Origin of the sequence: Litorivivens sp. (assembly GCF_041625495.1) — a bacterium.
GTDB lineage: Bacteria > Pseudomonadota > Gammaproteobacteria > Pseudomonadales > Spongiibacteraceae > Litorivivens.
On record NZ_JBFJTH010000088.1, the window covers coordinates 1 to 15,546 of the forward strand.

General features: G+C 56.0%; 15 protein-coding genes. 7 read left to right on the forward strand and 8 right to left on the reverse strand.

The window, feature by feature from the left end:
• Positions 1-172 precede the first annotated feature (172 nt).
• On the reverse strand, positions 173-1,351 hold the full coding sequence (locus ABYP39_RS11315; protein WP_372782593.1) for a hydroxymethylglutaryl-CoA reductase: 1,179 nt from the start codon (positions 1,349-1,351) through the stop codon (positions 173-175).
• Between the two features lie 160 nt (positions 1,352-1,511).
• Between ABYP39_RS11315 and ABYP39_RS11320 the strand changes: the two genes are divergently transcribed.
• On the forward strand, positions 1,512-2,807 hold the full coding sequence (locus ABYP39_RS11320) for an NAD(P)/FAD-dependent oxidoreductase (RefSeq protein WP_372782595.1): 1,296 nt from the start codon (positions 1,512-1,514) through the stop codon (positions 2,805-2,807).
• Between the two features lies 1 nt (position 2,808).
• Here ABYP39_RS11320 and ABYP39_RS11325 read toward each other — a convergent pair whose 3' ends face one another.
• The 5 genes from ABYP39_RS11325 to ABYP39_RS11345 form a co-directional block, all read right to left on the reverse strand.
• Positions 2,809-3,318 carry a hypothetical protein gene (locus tag ABYP39_RS11325; protein ID WP_372782597.1) on the reverse strand — a complete coding sequence of 170 codons (510 nt, stop codon included), beginning with the start codon at positions 3,316-3,318 and terminating at the stop codon, positions 2,809-2,811.
• Between the two features lie 28 nt (positions 3,319-3,346).
• Positions 3,347-4,120, reverse strand: a complete 774-nt coding sequence (locus ABYP39_RS11330) for an acetoacetate decarboxylase family protein (RefSeq protein ID WP_372749660.1) — start codon at positions 4,118-4,120, stop codon at positions 3,347-3,349.
• 38 nt (positions 4,121-4,158) lie between these two features.
• A complete protein-coding gene (locus tag ABYP39_RS11335; protein ID WP_372782599.1) occupies positions 4,159-5,127 on the reverse strand; it encodes a Rieske 2Fe-2S domain-containing protein in 969 nt (322 codons plus the stop codon).
• A 179-nt stretch (positions 5,128-5,306) separates the two neighbouring features.
• A complete protein-coding gene (locus tag ABYP39_RS11340) occupies positions 5,307-7,361 on the reverse strand; it encodes an FAD-dependent oxidoreductase (RefSeq protein ID WP_372782601.1) in 2,055 nt (684 codons plus the stop codon).
• Positions 7,362-7,450: 89 nt separating this feature from the next.
• Positions 7,451-8,056 (reverse strand): TetR/AcrR family transcriptional regulator, encoded by a 606-nt coding sequence (locus ABYP39_RS11345; protein ID WP_372758952.1) that lies wholly within the window; start codon positions 8,054-8,056, stop codon positions 7,451-7,453.
• 233 nt (positions 8,057-8,289) lie between these two features.
• On the opposite strand from ABYP39_RS11345, the gene ABYP39_RS11350 reads away from it, so the two are divergent.
• From ABYP39_RS11350 to ABYP39_RS11365, 4 genes are read left to right on the forward strand one after another with little or no spacing between them, the layout of a single operon-like run.
• Positions 8,290-9,315 carry a zinc-binding dehydrogenase gene (locus ABYP39_RS11350; protein ID WP_372758953.1) on the forward strand — a complete coding sequence of 342 codons (1,026 nt, stop codon included), beginning with the start codon at positions 8,290-8,292 and terminating at the stop codon, positions 9,313-9,315.
• A 14-nt stretch (positions 9,316-9,329) separates the two neighbouring features.
• On the forward strand, positions 9,330-10,625 hold the full coding sequence (locus tag ABYP39_RS11355; RefSeq protein ID WP_372782603.1) for an alkyl sulfatase dimerization domain-containing protein: 1,296 nt from the start codon (positions 9,330-9,332) through the stop codon (positions 10,623-10,625).
• 10 nt (positions 10,626-10,635) lie between these two features.
• Positions 10,636-11,910 (forward strand): sulfotransferase, encoded by a 1,275-nt coding sequence (locus ABYP39_RS11360; protein WP_372782605.1) that lies wholly within the window; start codon positions 10,636-10,638, stop codon positions 11,908-11,910.
• A gap of 49 nt (positions 11,911-11,959) precedes the next feature.
• The gene (locus tag ABYP39_RS11365) at positions 11,960-12,712 is read left to right on the forward strand and encodes an SDR family NAD(P)-dependent oxidoreductase (protein WP_372782607.1); all 753 of its coding nucleotides are present in this window, start codon (positions 11,960-11,962) and stop codon (positions 12,710-12,712) included.
• A 29-nt stretch (positions 12,713-12,741) separates the two neighbouring features.
• Here the strand turns inward: ABYP39_RS11365 and fabR are convergent, their stop codons facing one another.
• Entirely contained in the window at positions 12,742-13,416 is a 675-nt protein-coding gene (fabR, locus tag ABYP39_RS11370) for an HTH-type transcriptional repressor FabR (protein WP_372782609.1), read from the reverse strand.
• A 156-nt stretch (positions 13,417-13,572) separates the two neighbouring features.
• On the opposite strand from fabR, the gene ABYP39_RS11375 reads away from it, so the two are divergent.
• Positions 13,573-14,274, forward strand: a complete 702-nt coding sequence (locus ABYP39_RS11375) for a flavin reductase family protein (protein ID WP_372782611.1) — start codon at positions 13,573-13,575, stop codon at positions 14,272-14,274.
• 50 nt (positions 14,275-14,324) lie between these two features.
• Positions 14,325-15,410: a fatty acid desaturase gene (locus tag ABYP39_RS11380; RefSeq protein ID WP_372782613.1), complete on the forward strand. Its 1,086-nt coding sequence runs from the start codon at positions 14,325-14,327 to the stop codon at positions 15,408-15,410.
• 28 nt (positions 15,411-15,438) lie between these two features.
• Here the strand turns inward: ABYP39_RS11380 and ABYP39_RS11385 are convergent.
• Positions 15,439-15,546 (reverse strand): YqaE/Pmp3 family membrane protein (locus ABYP39_RS11385; RefSeq protein WP_372782615.1); only part of this gene is annotated, 108 nt, incomplete at its 5' end.

Genomic DNA, 15,546 nt, shown 5'->3' on the forward strand with positions numbered 1-15,546 from the left:
GATATTTCAGCGCTCAGAAACAGAGGCACTGTCTACCCATGCGGTGGCGGAACAGATGGCCGAAGCCATCTTCCAATCAGCTGACAAGCACCATTTTAAAGCCAGTGCGTGAGTGATTCACTTGGGGTTAAGCTCCTGTGAATTGGCGTAGCTGGTTAAATCGCGCAGCCGGTCAGGGCCGGTTGCGCCCGTACTGATCATGGCTTGAGACCCACTCGTCCGAGACAATGGCTGCCGCCAGCGAAAGGTCGCCAGCTAACACGGTTGCGCCGACAATTTCCGCGAGTTTTTTCGCTTTCCCCTTGCCGTAGCAACCTAGCATCTCCAGGCATTCGCGTTGTGTTGATAATCCGGTACCGCCGCCGTAGGAGGCGCAGATTACCGACGGCAGAGTAACTGAATAATACAGGTCCCCATCGTCTGTCAGTTCCATAAACGCAATGCCAGTGTGGGATTCCACCACATTGGCCTCGTCCTGGCCGGTTGCTATAAACAGCGAAGCAATGCCATTGGCAGAGTGAGGGCCGTTGTAGGCCGAACCCGCCAATAGACTGCCCAGGATGGTGCGCTGTCGCAATTTGACCATTTTTGCGGGGTCGGCACGCATTGTATTAAGAAGAATATCTTTCTTGATTACCGCTTCTGCAACGACACGTTTTCCACGCGGATGAAGCAGGTTCATGTGGGAATGCTTTTTGTCGGTTTCAATGCCGCCCGACAGCGAGAAATTGGTGAAGGCGCCATCGTAGTTTTTCAGAATCCACTGGCAGGCGATGTGTGTCGCTTTGCCTGTCATATTCTGGCCAGCAGCATCACCGGTGGTGTAGTTAAAGCGGGTGAAGAGTTTATTGGCGATAACCCATTTCTGTATGTGTTGTAATTTGGCCACCGAACTACTGCTTTCCGCCTGTTGCTTGATATCGTCATAGCGCTCGTCGAGCCAACGGGAGAAGGCGATGGCTTCGCGCGCGGTGGCAAATTCAAACAGCGGTGCACGTTGCATAAACTCGTCTACCACACTCACCGACACGCCGCCGGATTCACTGACCACGCGCATGCCGCGTGAATAAGAGGCGACCAGTGTGCCCTCGGTGGTGGCCAGAGGAATATAGAACTCGCCTTTGGCGTGTTCACCATTGATCAGAAATGGCCCGGCGACTCCCACCGGCATCTGCACCACGCCGATAAAGTTTTCGGTATTGCCGCTCAGGGATTCCGGGGGCAGAGAGTAGTGGCTGGTGTGTGAGAGATTGGCGCCGGTTTTGCGCTGGAGGAATTCGCGCCGCTGGCGGGCGGCTTCTTCGCTGTAATCCTTGTCTTTGAGGCGGGGAATTTTGCGGTCGTCAGTCATGGCAGTGTTCCTTGTGTTCGTAGCACACTTGTACGGCTTCATCGGCGCGCTTGCAAGTTGTGAAATTCATTCCGGTTATAGCCACTACCGGCTTTGGCGCCTTGAGCGGTGTGCGATGCGGGCGTAGACTGCGCTCGCGTTACCGATTGAGGGCAGGGGCATGGAGCAATCCGGACAGAAACCAAGGATCGTGGTAATCGGTGGAGGTGCAGGGGGACTGCCGCTGGTTACGCGGCTGGGCCGGCGCTTGGGCAAACGCGGCAAGGCTACGGTTACGCTGGTAGACGGCAGTGGCAGTCATATCTGGAAGCCGCGCTTTCACGAAGTGGCGACCGGCGCTATTGATGCGGATCTGGATGCAGTGAACTACCTCGCCCATGCCCGCCAGAATTATTATCGTTTTGCCCGCGGCTGGCTGAGTGCCGTGGACCGCGACGCTAAACAAGTGGTGCTGGCACCGGTGACCGACGACCAGGGTGAAGAGGTTTTGCCGGAGCGCCGGCTGAACTACGATTACCTGGTGCTGGCCATTGGCAGTCTGGGCAATGATTTCAATACCGAAGGTGTGCGCGATCACTGTTTGTTCCTCGACAGTCGCCCGCAGGCGGATCTGTTTCACGAACGTTTCCTCAATCACTGCGAACGCGCTAATTTCAGCGATACACCCGTCACTGTCGCTATTGTTGGTGGCGGTGCCACAGGCGTGGAACTGGCTGCCGAAATTCACCATGCCATTGCGGTACTCAAACTCTACGGTCACGAACAACTCGATCGCAGCAAACTGCATGTGCATCTGATCGAAGCGGCGCCGCGCCTGTTACCGGCGCTGCAGGAAAAGCTGGCACTTTCTGCTGAAGAAGAATTGAAAAAACTTGGCGTGCAGGTGCATACCAATACCTTGGTGCAGCGTGCAGAGGCAGATGCCTTTGTGACCAAGGACGGTGAACGCATAGAATCCCATCTGTTGGTATGGGCTGCGGGTATCAAGGCGCCGGAAATTCTCGGCACTCTAGGGTTGGAAACGAACCGCATCAATCAGTTAGTGGTGAATGACGCCTTGCTGACGGAAGAGCCATCTATCTTCGCGATAGGAGATTGCTGTGCCTGCGCCATGGATGACGGCAAGAATGTTCCGCCACGCGCCCAATCCGCCCAGCAGATGGCATTGCACACGGCTGCCAATATCGAGCGCCTGCTGCGCGGTGAAGCGGTAAAACCTTTCCGCTATCGCGATCACGGCTCGCTGGTGTCTCTCTCCAAATATTCTGCACTGGGGAACCTGATGGGTAACCTGCGCGGCGGATCGATTTTTGTGGAAGGCTGGTTGGCGCGGTTTATGTATATCGGGTTATACCGGTTTCATCAGGCGGCGCTATATGGCTGGATGCGAACGTTGATGTTGTTGCTGGCGGGGCGGTTTAATCGGCTGCTGAGACCACGTCTCAAATTGCATTGAATTAGCCCGCCATTGCGGCTTGGTTCCAAGCCAATTGCAGTTTGGTCGATTCAGCTTTTGCAGTTTGCTTCACAATAAATGCAATTGGGAGCCAGCGCAGTCTGTGCTTTTTTACGTCGCGCCAACACTTCACCAGCCGGGTGCCTTCGCCGTGTGGGTGGAGCAGCCAATCCTCAACCATACTGAAGAAGGCTGCGTGTTTAATCGCTTCCGGGGAAAAAGGCGGTTTGAGTCCCCTTGCCGTGGTTACCTTGAGGACGACTTTCAGCGGACCGTTGTCGGCCGGCGTCACAGGCAGCGACTCCAGTAGTGATACCCCCGCTTTACCCTGACAGTAAAAACTCTCGCCGGGTTTGAACACACCACATGTGGTGCCCTGAGGGTAGTAATCCATGATGCGCTCGGGTGTCACAATGAAAGCTTTCACCTGCGACGGCGGTGCGTTAAGCAGAATCTCTTCCTGATGTACAAGCATGGTCGTGCTCTCTGCGCCTGCTGAATCCGGGGGCATCAGCCCCCCGGCACATAAGCCGCTGTAACTAATCGCGACGTGGACCGCCTCCGGTACCTGGCCAGCGTGAACCGGAGATGGTGTCTGCAAACGGCATGAAACCTTCCGGGTCGAGCTTGCCTGCCAGCTTGATTTCACGATCCAGAAACACTGGCCACCACAGATGGGCTGATACCTGTTCGCGCATGGGCAGGCGGCTGGCCAGCGGGTCCCAGGGGCTGTCGCGCAGAATCAGTTCGCCTTCCACTTCTTCACGCCAGGCGGTGCCGTATTTGCTGCGCACGTGTACCACGTGGGGCGGAAAATCGTAACCGGCAGCCGGGTCTGGCATAACGCCGGCAGCGCGGGAGACCTTGATCCACCACTCGTGCTGTTCAAAATCGTCCTGCGGTACATTTTCGCCCTTGGATACGCCCTTGAATTCGACAAAGGTGTAACCCTGATGAGTGCAGCGCGCTGACACCTGCGGCCCCAAACGGAAATACTCAGTGGTGCAGGGATATTTGGGCTGACCGTTGGTTTCCTGGCTGACAAAAATTGCCGATTCCTGATCGATGCCGTAGCCCAGCGTGTATTCCCCGGCGATGCCGTTGTAGTCGGCGTTTACGGTAGTCACGATGCCGTACTCGGGTTCATCAGGTACGGGGAAATTGTAAATGGTCAGATTGACGTGTGGGTCGGCACCGGGCTCGATGCCCGGCGGCAGCAACTCGGCGATTTTTTCCGGGTCGGTACGATACACAATTTTCAGCATCGGCCAGTTGACGATATCACCGGGGTTGCCTTGAGGCGCATTGCTCATCGTGATTTTCCTCTTATGTGCTAGACGAGTGTGTTGGGTCAAACGTTGGTTTGGGCCTGTTCGATGTAGAACTGGCGCACCCATTTTCGAAACAGCACCAGCGTTTTGTCTTCGCGACAGAACACCGGCTTTTGCTTGTGTACCTTGTTGGCCCAGATCGGGTAGTCCTGGCTGATGCCGTTGATAATGCCGTTCATTACCTCATCGCCGGCGAGGTCTTCAATCTCCTTGCGTACGCTCAGGGTCCAGCGCAGCAGGGTCTTGTGGCGATCAATGGGCTGGGCGCTGTTGTACACCACCATTTCCGCTTCGGGGCCGTAGGAGGTGCGCACAATCGCCAGCCCCGGCTGAAACATGGTGGCGTGCAACTTGTGGGGAATCTGGGCGTTGGAATTGTCGGCGCGCAGGTGCAGGGTGCGACCGTCTTCGTCGACGGTGACCTCGGACGGCGGGGTGTCTGTCTGTTTGTGCACGTACTTGAAATGCTCCGGGTCGCAGGAGTTTTCGGCGATGTCCTGAATGTGCGCGGGCACCTCAAACTCGGCGTAGCGCGGTGGAGTCCACAGGCTGTTGTCCAGCTCGGTCAGCTCCGGAATCTCGTACCGGGGCGCGCTGTTTTCGGGATGAAACCAGATGTAGATCTCGCCGTTTTTTTCCTCGGTTGGCCAGGTGCGAATGCGGGCGCGCTCGGGAATTTCGTCGCAGTAGGGAATTTCCACACACTTGCCCGTGGTGTCGTAGCGCCAGCCGTGAAAGGGGCAGCGCAGGCTTTCGCCCACCACCCGGCCTTCCACGCCGAGATGGGCGCCAAGATGAGGGCAGAAGGCGTCCTGTAGAACCGGCACGCCGCTGCGGGTGCGGTACAGGGCCATCTCCCGGTCAAAGGCGTGAACCCGTTTTACCTCGCCCACCTGTAATTCGTGGCTGCGGGCCACCGAGTACCAGCCCATGGGAAATTCCGGGGTGGTGTTGGTGAGCATTTCGCAGGCTTCAATAATCTGGCCCATGACTGGTCTCCGTGTTGTGCGGTTTTTTATTGGCTGAATGAGCTTCACCCGGTATAGCACATCGCCGTAAACGGGGTGGCCCTTCTGTGGAAAGTTACACACATGTGTACATATGACCTGATATCGCGCGCCGATATTCTTACGGAATTTTCATGGGCGGCTGGAGGTGCTTTGAGTGCTTACAGGGTGCTGGCCAGACGGTGCCCGTCGTAGGTTGCCTTTACAATCAGGCCCAGGCCAGAAGCGTCTCCGGCCAGATGGCAACGGAAGCCGGCGGCTTTCAAAGTATCGTAAAGCGCCGGGTTGGCCACCGGCTGGCCTGCCACCAGCACGCTATCGGCAGCGACCACACGCTGGTCGCCCCCGGCGAGCTGCAGTTCCACGCCCTGCTCGGTGATGCGGCTGATAGCACAGTGGGTATTGAGCGACACACCCAGCGTTTCCAGCCGTTTTTCGTGTTCCAGCCGGCGCTTGGGGCCAATCTCCGGGGCGATTACCGGGCCAGCTTCCAGCACACTGACGACCCGTCCGCGTTTGGCGAGAAATTCCGCCACTTCAATGGCCGCCAGATCGCCGCCAACAATGACAACCCGACGCCCAAAGGGCAGCCAGGTATCCGCTGCGGCGCGCAGGCGCGCCGGGGTCAGGTGCCGGTCAATCAGCGCGCCGGCACAGGCCAGCCCCAGTTTTGCCAGCAGCGGTAAACAGTTTTTGTTTTCCGGCGCGGCGCCGCTGACCAGCGCCCGTAAATCCCGGCCGGTGACAACCTGGGGCAGGTCGATACCGGGGATGGCGGGCAAATCGAGCTGCGCGCCGGTGGCCACAATCACCTCATCGGGCGCGAGTTCTTTCAGACGCTCAACACTCGCCTCTACACCTAACCGAAGGCTAACTGGCAGGCGCCGCATCTCGGCTTTCAGGAAGTTAAGAAAGCGCTCGTTGTCTCGGTGTACGGTAGCCGCCAGAGTCAGTGAGCCACCCAGGCGGCGACTTTTTTCCAGCAGGGTAATGCGATGCCCGCGCTCGCAGGCCACCCGTGCCGCTTCCATGCCCGCCGGACCGGCGCCGATAACCACCACATGTTTCTGCTGTGCAGCCGGTGCATAGTTCAGATGTTGCTCGCGACCCGTGGCCGGGTTCACCGCGCAATTCATGCGCGCGTCCATGGGCCAGAGAAACATGGAGTCGATACAGTTCTGGCAGGAAATGCAGCGTCGAATCTCTTCGAGCTTGCCGGCCGCGACTTTGTTGGGCAGCTGCGGGTCGGCGAGCAAGGGTCGTCCCATCACAATCATGTCGGCGCGCTTGTCCTGCAGGGTCTGTTCTGCAAACTCCGGGTCGAGAAACCGTCCCACCACCATTACCGGCACGTCCACCACCCGTTTGATGGCTTCGGCGGCAGGCAGGTTATAGCCGTCAGGATACTCCGGGCCGCAGATCATCTGCGAAACCATGGGATCGCTCACGCCGCCGCTGACATGAAAGGCATCCACCCCGGCGTCTACCAGCAGTGGCGCAATGGCGGCGGTATCGGCGGCATCGCGGCCGCCGGGAATTCGCTCAAAGCCGGAAATGCGCAGGGTGATGGGGAAGTCAATTCCAGCCACCGCCTTGATCCGCTGCAGCACGCGCACCAGCAGGCGGGTGCGGTTTTCCGGTGTGTCGGCGCCGTAGGCATCCATGCGTTTGTTTTTCAGCGGCGACAAAAACGTACCCAGTAACATGTAGCAGTGGGCGGCGTGTAATTCGATACCATCGTAGCCGGCCTCGCGAGCCCGTCGAGCTGTTTGTGCATAGGCTTCGACAATGCCGTCGAGTTCGGCAATGTCCAGCTCCCGCGCCGGCAGGCCAGTGCAGGCGCCGGTGGTGGCGCTGGGGGCAACCGGCATTTCACCAAAATAAAAGCCGCTCATGGATTCTGGGCCAGGGTGCGTAATCTGGGGCTGAATTTTTACATCGTACTGATGCAGTGCATCGGTGAGTTTGCGGTGGGCGTGAATAAACTCGTCGCTGCCGAGCGTGAGCGACTGAGGCTGGTACTTCTGTTTTACATCAACCGTGCAGACCTCAACCGTAATTAGCCCCACGCCTCCCTTGGCGCGCTCGAGCAGAAACGCAATCAAACGATCAGACGGGGTTTGATCCTCGTTGCCATAGTTGGTTGTCATTGGCGCCATGACCATACGGTTCTTGAGGCGCATTGAGCCTATTGATAGGGGTTCCAGTAGTTTCATTGGCGTCACTGTCGTTGTTGTTATTGTGCTCTGGCGGCATTGGAATGTTAGCGCAGCAGCATAGGCTGGAGCATACTCCAATCGTGCGATTATTCGCTTTCCAATACGGCCAGCACACTGCTGCACAGTGTGTCGATTAAGGGTTTGTTTAATCTGGCGCTGGTTGTACTGAAGTGTGCGGCAAGAGCGTGAAACACCATTGAGCGTATCAGAAGCACTTTAAAATCCCGACGTTTCTTACTGGCTGCCGGAATCGCTTTGAGCATCATGGCCATCAGTTGGCGAACTTCGGGATAGCGCTCAGCCCGGGCGAGCGCCAGCGACGTGAATTCCGGTGAGGTCATGATCTGGGCATTGATCAGTAGAAAAGCCTGTGTATTGGGGGTGGCGTCCACGTGCTGGGCCACTGGCAATACATAGGCTTCGACGAGATCTTTAAGCGTGGGTTCAACGCGGGCAATCAGGGCATCAACCAGAGGTTTGCGTCGCCGCGAAATCTGATCGCCATGTTTGTCGAGCACAGCGTTGATCAACCCGGACTTATCGCCAAAGTGGTATTGCAGGGCGCCGCGATTTTTCTGTTGCGCACTGCGGGCGATATCCAGCAGCGTCACATTGTCGATGCCGTGTTCGGCAAACAGGCGTTCGGCGGCATCGACAATGCGCTGTCGGGTCAGGCGTGTGTCTTTACGCAATGTTGTGGTTCTTGCTGGTAAGTTGCTAAGAGGTGGATAGTAGCACAACCTGGCATTCTTAAAATAATACTTCAGTATTATGTTATTGAATTGTCCGCGCACCGGGATTATAGTCAGGACGATGCTCGATTCTCTGCGAGGTTTGCTCAGGGGCTCACTCAGGAACTAGCTCAAAAGCCCTTGCAAAAGCACTCACGAAAACTCTAATAATAGCGCTAACAAGAGGAGCGTCCATGAACACTATGCCGCTGGTACGGATACATGCGCCGAATGATATACGCATTGATCAGGCCGAGCGTCCCGAGGCTGGCGCTGAAGATGTTCTGATTCGTATTGAGCGTTGTGGAATTTGTGGCTCTGATCTCAGTTACGCAAAAATCGGTGGTATCCCTGGTGCTGTTAGCCCGTTTGCTTTGGGTCACGAATTTTCGGGCGTGGTTGAAACGGTTGGCGCCAAGGTGGACTGTGTTGTTCCTGGCGACCGCGTGCTGGTGAACCCAATGTGGGGCGGGAACGCCATCGGTGCTTCTGGCGTCGAGGGGGCATTTGCCCCTTACGTTGTTTACAAAAACGCTGTAAAGCATCCTGAAGGATTATTGAAAATGCCTGACGATATGGATTTTGACGTCGGCGCACTGGTTGAACCTTTGTCGGTGGGAATGCACGCGGCGAATCAATCGAAGATCCAGGCGGGAGACAAAGTAGTGGTTTTTGGCGCCGGGCCAGTGGGTTTGGCGGCGGCAATCGCAGCCCGTTATCGCGGTGCAAGCCAGGTCGCCGTGGTCGACCTTTCTGCAGCGCGTCTAACTGTAGCCAGCACATTGGGAATGGAAACATTCAAGGCCGACGCGGGTAGCTTGAGCGGCTGGCTGCAGGAGGTGCACGGCACGGTACACAATAACCCAATACTTGGACCGCAACCTGGTACGGATGTATACATCGAGGCAACCGGCGTGGGGTCAGTATTTCAGCAAATCTGTGAAACGGCCCGCAAGGGAGCGCGCGTGACGGTAGTTGGTGTTCATTTCGCGCCAGTTGAGCTGAACATGATCAACTTCTTGATGCGTGAACTGGTTATTACGTCGGCATGTGAATATCCGGAGGAATTCCCCCAGGTTATGGAAATGCTCAGCTCCGGCAAGGTGGACGTACGGCCGCTGATCAGTCACCACTTTCCGCTATCGCAATTTAATGAAGCCTTTGCTCAGGCTCAGCGCCAGAGTGAAGCCGTCAAAGTGCTGGTGGATTGCCAGTCATAATCGTGAGTGTAAGTATGCGTGAACCTCTTTACAAAACGCGTCGCGTAGCGCCCGAGGCGGCTGGCTTTAACGAACGCTGTAGCCGCGTCAATGATTTCATCGTGATGACAGAAGCCTGTTCCAATGTTTATCTGATTGAAACACCCGAAGGCGGCATTCTGATCAACAGCGGCATGGGTTTTGAGGCGCCGGTGATTCATCACAATCTTAAAAGATTTTCCAATGTGCCCGTGAAATACCTGATCACGACTCAGGGCCATGTGGATCATGTGGGGGGAGTGCAGTACTTTCGCGACCAATTTCCGGGTTTGCGCTATATCGCTACAGCTGAAAACGAAGAACACCAGAATTACGACGCGCGGTTGCAGCCATTTCGCGGCGCGCGATCGGCTTTTCGTTTTCAGGATGATTTCATTCAGGTGTTTACAAAGTACGCGCAGGCAGGCTACACCGACATCAACGCTCAGGATCGGCCTACCCCGGATATCACGTTCGAACAGCGCCATGAATTTAGTCTTGGTGGACTCGAGCTTGTGTTGCTGGCCGTGCCGGGCGCTGAAACCAATGACTCGCTGATTGTCTGGCTGCCACAGCACGACACGATTTTTACCGGCAATCTTTTCGGGTGTGCTTTCGGCCACTTTCCCAATCTTGTCACCATTCGCGGCGATCGCTACCGCGATGCACTGACCTGTGCTGCCGCGGCGCAGACAGTGATGGACTTAAAGCCGCAACGCTTACTGTACGGTCACCACGAACCCATTGATGGCGCTGACATTATCAAGGCGGAGTTGACCGCATACCGCGATGCTGTGGTGTATGTACACGACGAAGTGGTTAAGGGCATGAATGCAGGCAAGGATCTGCACACCCTGCAGCAGGAAATCACCCTGCCACCGCAGTGCGAGGTAGGGCAGGGCTACGGCAAAGTAAGCTGGGGCGTGCGCGCCATCTGGGAAAACTATGCCGGGTGGTTTAAACATGAGTCGACAACTGAGCTTTACAGTGTGCCGCAAAAATCCGTGCACACAGAGCTGGTAAGGTTGGCAGGCGCTCAGCAACTGATTGCCAGTGCTCGGGAAAAGCGTGACGCGGACAGGCTGGAAGAGGCCCTGCATCTGCTCGATATTGTGCTTAGCGCCGAGCCGGAAAATGCCGAAGCGAAATTACTGTCAGTGCAGGTGCACCAGACGTTATTGGCGGACGCCGCAGACTTTGCCCATACCGGAAACTTCTGGCTTACCGGATGGTTGGAAAACCAGGTCAAACTATTACAAGGCGGCGAGACCGCGCCACTCTCGTTCAAGTAGGAACCTAATCGTGGGTGATATTCGAATTACCGATTTGGCCGAGCCGGTATTGACCGATCAGCAGCAGGCTATTTTGGATTTTGGCGAAACGCTGAGTACGGATTTTGATCCGGAGTCGATTCTAGCGGAAGCATGCTCAACGTTAGGGCTAAAAGACTTCGGGCCCGCTGAATTTCGTGAGCGTCTTGATCTACTCTGTGACGAGTGGGGTAACGACGAGGGGCTGACGGGTATAGGCCGCTTCAATTTGCGCAACAAATTACTCACCTTCGCCAAAAGCCGACTGCTGATTCAGGATCTCCTCAAGCGTCACCCGGAAATTCACGCTGAAGAAATCAGCGAGCCGATTATCGTGGTTGGGCTGCCGCGCACCGGCACCACCCACATGTTGAATTTGCTTGCAGCCGATTCCCGCCTGCGTTCTCTACCGCTGTGGGAGTCTTACGAGCCGGTACCGGTTCCGGGTGAAGCCACGCTCCCCGACGGTACCGACCCGCGTTACCAACGTTGCGCCGATAGCTGGCAGGCCATGCAGAGCACCACACCGTTGATTGCTGCCATGCATCCAATGAATCCGGATCACATTCACGAAGAGCTGGAGCTGCAGGGGCCGGATTTCGGCTCGTATAATTTTGAATGGTTGGCGCATTCGCCGCGCTGGCGTGATCACTATTATGCGACCGATCAGACGCCGCGTTACGCCTACATGAAGACGGTGCTCAAGTTGCTGCAATGGCAGGACAAACAGCGATTGGGCTCGTCGTATCAAACAAAGCGCTGGGTGCTGAAGTGTCCACAGCACCTTGAACAGTTGCCCGTGCTGATGAATACCTTCCCCGACGCTACAGTCGTGGTTACTCATCGCGATCCGGTCGCGGTGATTCAGTCAACCATTACCATGCTGGCCTATGGGCAGCGCATGGGCCGCAAGAAGGTGTTAATACAAGAGCTGGCCGATTACTGGAGCGAGCGTGTAGCGCACCTATTACAGCGTTGCGTTGAAGACCGTCATCTTCTTGCCGAGAACAAAAGCATCGATTCACTTTTTCATGAATTTATGGCTGACGATATGGGGATGGTCGAAAAAATTTATGAGAAGGCGGGACTTGAACTGACCGACAAAGCACGTGCTCAAATGCGGTCTTATATCGATGCGCATCCGCGCGGCAAACATGGCAGCGTGATATACAACTTGCGCGAAGATTTTGGTATCGACCCCAGCGGGCTGCGTCAACGGTTCCAGTTTTATTTTGAAAAATTTCCCGTGCGCGTGGAAGCTAGATAGTAATGCAGCCCGCCGCGATCATTGAAAATGCCGGAATGAGGATAAGCGTGTGACAAACGGAACGGCAACCTATGATTTCAGCGGAGCCAGTGTGCTGGTCACCGGCGGCACGTCCGGCATCGGCCTGGCAACTGCCCGCGCCTTTGCCGATGCTGGCGCACAGGTAACAGTCACTGGCACTCGCGCCAGCATCAATGATTATGACGAGGACCTGAGACACTTCAGTTATCGCCAATTGCGGGTTACCGACACCGACGAAATTAAGGAGGTTGCTGCCAGTCTTAGTGCCTTGGATGTACTGGTTAATAATGCGGGCAATGTTAAATTCGCCGGCGAAGATGAAGCGATCGATGTGTTTGAAGAAATGGTGCGGGTCCACCTGCTGTCCGGTCACCATATGACGCAGGCGTGCCTGGACAAACTCAGTGAAAGTAAGCTCCCCGGCGGTGCAAGTGTGGTTGGTATGGCATCGCTGACATCTTTTATGGCCAATACGTTTGTGCCGGGCTATGGCGCCGGTAAGGCGGGCATGGTTCAGCTTGCGCGCACTCAGGCCTCTCTGTACTCCGATCGCGGCATTCGGTTTAACTGTGTGGCCGCAGGCAACATTGCGACCCGCATGACGGCGCCGGTGGCGGATATGCCGGAGTTCAGTGCAGACATGCTTAGGCGAACCTCGATGAAGCGCTGGGGCCGACCTAAAGAAATCGCAGACGCTGTACTGTTTTTATCGTCTGATCGTGCAACATTTATTACCGGAGAAACGCTGCTGGTGGATGGCGGCTATCTTTACAACCAATAGTCGCCGAGTGGGGCGTGAGATCAACGCTGCTATTTCTTTTTCGGTTTCTGCTTCTGCTCGCCCGCCATGGCATGGGAACCACGAATAATCATACGCACCATGATGGCGGTTTCGTCGATCAGAACTTTTCGCGCCTCGGGACTCAATTTGTCGGCAGACGCTCCCATCGTAAACACCAAACGTGTTATCGCCTTGGCGACAAGCGCTGGCTCATGCATGGGTAAGCCAAAACGCTCGCCGCGCATCATCAGTTCATCACAGAGCTCCTGTTCAAAATAGGTAAGCTCTCGCTCCACGGCTTCGCGAAAGGCATCTGACCCCAGCGACATTTCCCGTGACAGAATCTGTAGGTAGCGGCTGTCATCGTCGAGAGCCTCCATAAAGACCTCAACAGACGTGCGCACTCCCCCCTGCTTGCCCTCCAGTCGTTGTCTGGCTTCACGGATCATGCCGCGCAAGCCGCGACCGGCCTGGTCGATCAGCGCCACGGCGAGCTCATCCACATCACGGAAATGCCGATAGAAGCTGTTTGGTGCGATATTTGCCGCGCGGGCAATTTCACGCAGGCTCAGGCTGGAGACGCTGCGGTTTCCATCCAGCAGGCTTACCGCAGCCTGCATCAGTTCGTGCTCGCCGATCGGAGGTTTGCGGCCGGGTTTTTCATGATCGTTAGTGTTACTGGCTTTGCGAGAGCGTATCGCCATAAAAGTGGCCTGATCCTGCTGTGAATAGTGGGTGTTGGGTCGGTCATGCTACTGCAGGGCCCAGAGGGTGTAAACACGGGTGTATATACAATTGTATTGACACATGTATATACAGATGTATATGGTGGCGCTCTTGTACATAAACCGAGCAATCCAATGAAAAATGCCATCGCCACCTTGAGCGTCCGAAGTCAGTCGCTACTGCAACACGTGATCAGTGCGGAGCAGTACGATTTCTGGATGCGGCAAATGGGGTTGATCGAGGCCTGGTCGCGCTGTTTTGCCCGCGTCGTAGCGGTAGCGCAGACCACACCAGATGGTGTGGTGTTGAGCCTGAAGCCCAACCGCCACCAACGGCGGCTGATTACTGGGCCGCGCTGCGCTGTCAGTGTTGAAGTTGCGGGTCGGAACATTGCCCGCAGCTTTGTCTGGAGCAATTCTGAGGATGGCCGGTATATGCAAGTGTCGATAAGTCGGCAGGCCGCAGACCCGGTGAGTCGTCAGTTGCTGGAAGATACAGCGGCTGGCGATATTGTTGAACTGTTACCGGCGAGCGGCGACAGTCCGCCTCCCACACTCGATACCCGGTCCGTGGCGCCCGACACAGCCCTGGTTTATCTGCGCCGCAGTGAGAAAACGGTCAGCGTAACCCGAGGCACATCGCTACTGGAGGCGCTGGAGCTCGCCGGCGTGAAGCCAACGTATGGCTGTCGCCGAGGAATCTGTAATCGCTGTAGCTGTACCCGCATTCAGGGGCAGACCACGGACATGGTGTCGGGGGAATCCAGTGATGAACCTGGGCACTCGGTGCGGATCTGCATTAACCGCGCCAGTAGCGACCTGGAACTCGATCTTTGAGTTCTTCGATTTTTCAATGATTAGCTATCAACAGTGACAGGAATATAGAAATGACCCGACCCCAAAATAAGGCTCTCACCGGCCGTGAGCTCGCCGCCTTTGGTGCTGAGCTCGAAGCTGTTAAACAGCGTCACCTTGCGGACGTGGGTGAAGTTGATGCACGTTACATAAAGCGTATTGTGACGGCGGTTCGCTATACCGAGTTGCTGGGCCGTGGCCTGCTGTTTTTCAGCTTTATTCCTCCGCTGTGGTTGCTAGGCACGCTGAGCCTTGCGCTTTCCAAGATTCTGGAGAATATGGAGCTCGGCCACAACGTCATGCACGGACAGTACGATTTTATGAACGAGCCATCGCTGCGTGGCGCCACTTATGAGTGGGATATTGTAGGGACCAGTGACAACTGGCGTTCGAGCCACAACCATAAGCATCACACCTATACCAACATTAAAGGTATGGACGATGATGTCGGCTACGGACTGCTTCGCCTGTTTCCGGAGCAGCGGTGGTCACCGTTTTTTCTGCCGCAGGTACTTTACGCCGCCCTGTTGGGGCTATTGTTTCAGTGGGGTGTTGCCATCCAGGAGCTGGAGCTCGGTAAAGTGGCTAAGGGGAAAAAGTCTTGGGCGCAATTGAAGCAAGAAGTAAAACCCCTGTTGCGCAAAGCCAATCGGCAATTGCTCAAAGATTACGTCGTGTTTCCGCTGCTGGCGGGGCCGCTGTTCCTGAGTGTTTTTGCAGGCAATCTGGTAGCCAATCTGCTGCGCAACCTGTGGACGTTTATGATCATATTTTGTGGGCACTTCACAGCCGATGCGCAGGTGTTTCCAAAATCCGTCATGGATAACGAGGAAGACGGCCACTGGTATTTGCGGCAGCTGCGCGGATCATCCAATCTTAAGGGCAGCAAGCTGTTTCATATTCTGTCGGGTAACCTGAGCCACCAGATTGAACACCATCTGTTTCCAACGGTACCTGCCAGGCGCTATGCGGAAATGAGTGTCGAGGTGCAGGAAATCTGCGAGCGCTACGGCCAGCATTACAATACCGGGCGTTTACACCGGCAGTTTGGCCAGGTGCTGTGGCGGATAGTGCGGCACGCTTTTCCTTCGCGACCGGAAGCGGGGCTTCCAGTCTGACGTGTAGGTTGAGGCTTGCGAAGCGCGCCTACTTTTTGGCAATAATGTAGACCGCGTGAATGATACCGGGCAGGTATCCGAGCAGCGTTAACAGAATGTTCAGCCAGAAGTGTTTGCCCAAGCCAACTTGCAGAAA